The sequence below is a fragment of the Streptomyces sp. NPDC031049 genome (assembly GCF_055571015.1).
Genome location: NZ_JBVIGC010000045.1, coordinates 1 through 2,976 on the forward strand (window position 1 = coordinate 1; position 2,976 = coordinate 2,976).

1 protein-coding gene is annotated in these 2,976 nt (G+C 74.8%); it reads left to right on the top strand.

Going from position 1 to position 2,976, the window contains the following annotated elements; translation table 11 throughout:
- Positions 1-285 precede the first annotated feature (285 nt).
- On the top strand, positions 286-2,691 hold the full coding sequence (locus ACZ45Q_RS34010) for a polysaccharide lyase 8 family protein (protein WP_468269063.1): 2,406 nt from the start codon (positions 286-288) through the stop codon (positions 2,689-2,691).
- Positions 2,692-2,976 lie beyond the last annotated feature (285 nt).

Consider the following 2,976-nt stretch of genomic DNA (forward strand, 5'->3'; position numbering starts at 1 on the left):
TCCAGCCCCAGTGGCTCCAGCCGCAGGAAGATCTCGGAGTACATCAGGGCGCTGGGATGGACGAGCAGCACACGCATGGGGTCACCTCGTCACGGATCGGCGACGCACCGGAACGAAGGGGAACCGGAACGAACAGGACGTACGCCCTGCCTATCGGGCCGTCCGCGGCGGCGCACCGCGCATACCGCCGCCTGGCGCACCCGTGGCCCCCAAGGGTGGACCCGGGACACGCACCGGACGCACGCGTGCTTCCCGAGGCCCCACCCGGCGTGCTACGGCATGCTCATGACCCCACCACGGCCCGCCCGGCGCCCCACCGCCCCGGCCCCCACCGCCCCGGCCCCCGGTGGCCGGGGCCTGCCCTCCCGCCGTGCCGTCCTGCTCGCCACCGCCCTGGCCGCCGGCCTCACCCGGACACCCGCCACCCCCGCATCCGCCACCCCCGCCCCGGCCCCCGCCGACCCCTACGACACCCTCCGCCGCCGCTGGCTGGACATCGCCCTCGGCACCGGATACGACCCCGACGAGGAGCCGTACGCCACCCGGCTCGCCGAGACCGGTGAGCAGGCCCGCGGCCTCGCAGCCACCATGGACCCGGCGCCGGACTCCCTCTGGCCCGGCCACCCGTTCGACCCACCCGCCGGCATCACCCTCGGCTACCAGCGCCTGTGGACGATGACCCGGGCCCACGTCCAGCCGGGCACCGGCTCCACCGGCGACCCGGCGCTGCTCGCGGCCGTCCTGCGCGGCCTCGACCACCTCTCCGCCACCGTCTACAACCCCGCCACCACCCGGTACGGCAACTGGTGGGAGTGGCAGATCGGCAGCCCCCGCCTGCTGACGGACATCACGGCCGCCCTGTACGACCACCTCGGCACCGACCGCATCGCCGCGGCCTGCGCCGCAGTCGACCACTTCGTCCCCGACCGCATGCTCGGCGACTACACCGGCACCTCCACCGGCGCCAACCGCGTCGACCTGTGCCGCTCCGTCGCGCTGCGCGGCATCCTGGGCCGCGATCCCGGCAAGATCACCCTGGCCCGGGACGCGCTCTCCCCGGTCTTCCCGTACGTGACCCGGGGCGACGGCCTGTATGCCGACGGCTCGTTCGTCCAGCACACCTGGGTCGCGTACTCGGGGACGTACGGCCAGGTCATGCTGGACGGCCTCGGCCGTCTGTTCACCCTGCTGGCCGGCTCCCCCTGGGAGGTCACCGACCCCAGCCGGCAGATCGTCCTGGACAGCGTCGAGCACGCCTACGCCCCGCTCGTCCACGACGGGCTGGTCATGGACTGCGTCAACGGACGCGCCATCAGCCGCGGCCACCTCCAGGGCGACGACCAGCACGTCCTGCGCAGCGACCACTACCACGGACAGCAGCTCATCGCCGCCATCGCGGTCCTGGCGGGCGCGGCGAGCCCGGCCGAACGGCAGCGCTGGCACGCGCGGATCAAGGGCTGGATCGACCGCGCCGCCGGTGCCCAGGTGCCGCCGGTCCTCACGGCGCCCCAGTTCGGCGTCGCCGACCTGGCCCGGCTGCACGCCGTCGCCGCCTCGCCCGTCGAGGCCGCGCCCGAACCCGTGGGGCACCGCCTGTTCCCGGCCATGGACCGGGCCGTCCACCGCCGCCCCGGCTTCACCGCCGCCCTCGCCATGGCCAGCGACCGCATCGCCCACTACGAGTGCGGCAACGGCGAGAACCCGCGCGGCTGGCACACCGGCGCCGGCCTGCTCTCCTGGTGGCCGGCGGGCCCCTCCGACCAGTACACCGACTGGTACTGGCCCACCGTCGACTGGTACCGCCTGCCCGGCACCACCGTCTCCACCCGGCGCCTGCCGGACCGGGCGGGCGGCGAATGGGGCGCGCCCAAGCCCGACGTGCGCTGGGTCGGCGGCACCACCGACGGCGAGTTCGCCGCGGTCGGGCAGCACCTGAAGGGCCTCGGCTCCACCCTCGAGGCCCGCAAGTCCTGGTTCTTCCTCGCGGACGGCGTGGTCTGCCTCGGCGCCGGGATCACCTGCACGGACGGCGTCGCCGTCGAGACGGTCGTCGACAACCGCAACCTGGGGGAGGGCGGCACCCAGGCCTTCGTCCGGGGCGCGGACTGGGCCCACCTCGACGGCCACGGCGGCTGGCTCGTCCTCGACGGCGACCTGCGCACCCTGCGCGAGGACCGCACCGGCGCCTGGTCCGACATCAACGCCGGCAGCACCGGCGAGCGCCGCACCCGCCGCTGGCAGACCCTCTGGATCGACCACGGCACCGACCCGGTGGACGCCCGCTACGCCTACGTCCTGCTGCCCGGCGCCGACCGCCGCACCGTCGCCCGCCACGCCGCCGGCCGAGGCCGGCTGCGGGTCCTCGCCAACGACGCCGGACGCCAGGCGGTCGACGGCCCCGGCCTCGGCCTGACGGCGGCCACCTTCTGGCGGGCCGGTACGGCGGGCCGGCTCGGCGCGTCCGCCGGGGCGAGCGTGCTGGTCCGCCGCCGGGGAGGTACCGCTACGCTCTGCGTGAGCGAGCCGCCGCGCACGGGGGAGCCGCTGGAGATCGTCTGGGACCGTCCGGTACGCGGCGTCGTACGGACCGGTGACGCGGTGGAGGTCCTCGCCGCGGGCCGCCGGCTCCGGCTGCGCGTCACTCCGGGGACGGTATGCGCCACACACGAATGTGAGGTGTCTCTCGGGTGACGCCTTTGTGCGACCTCTACAACGCCAAAGCCCGCTGACCAGTCGAAACGGCTGCATGCCCCGGTGGTTCTGTTCAGGGGTACCAGGAAAACGCGCCGGAGACTGTACGGAGTCGACGGCTCGCTTTCCGCGGTCCCCTTCGTAAGGTCACTACATGACCGTTTTGGATGAGGCGCCGGGCGAGCCGACGGACGCGCGCGGGCGGGTGGCCGAGCTGCATGAGATCCGTGCGCGGGCGCTGGCGGGGCCGGGTGAGAGGGCGACGCAGGCGCAGCATGCCAAGGG

What these genes read in the sequence shown, in the direction of transcription:
- ACZ45Q_RS34010 (WP_468269063.1), top strand. Translation starts at nt 286, where the DNA reads ATGACCCCACCACGGCCCGCCCGGCGCCCCACCGCCCCGGCCCCCACC.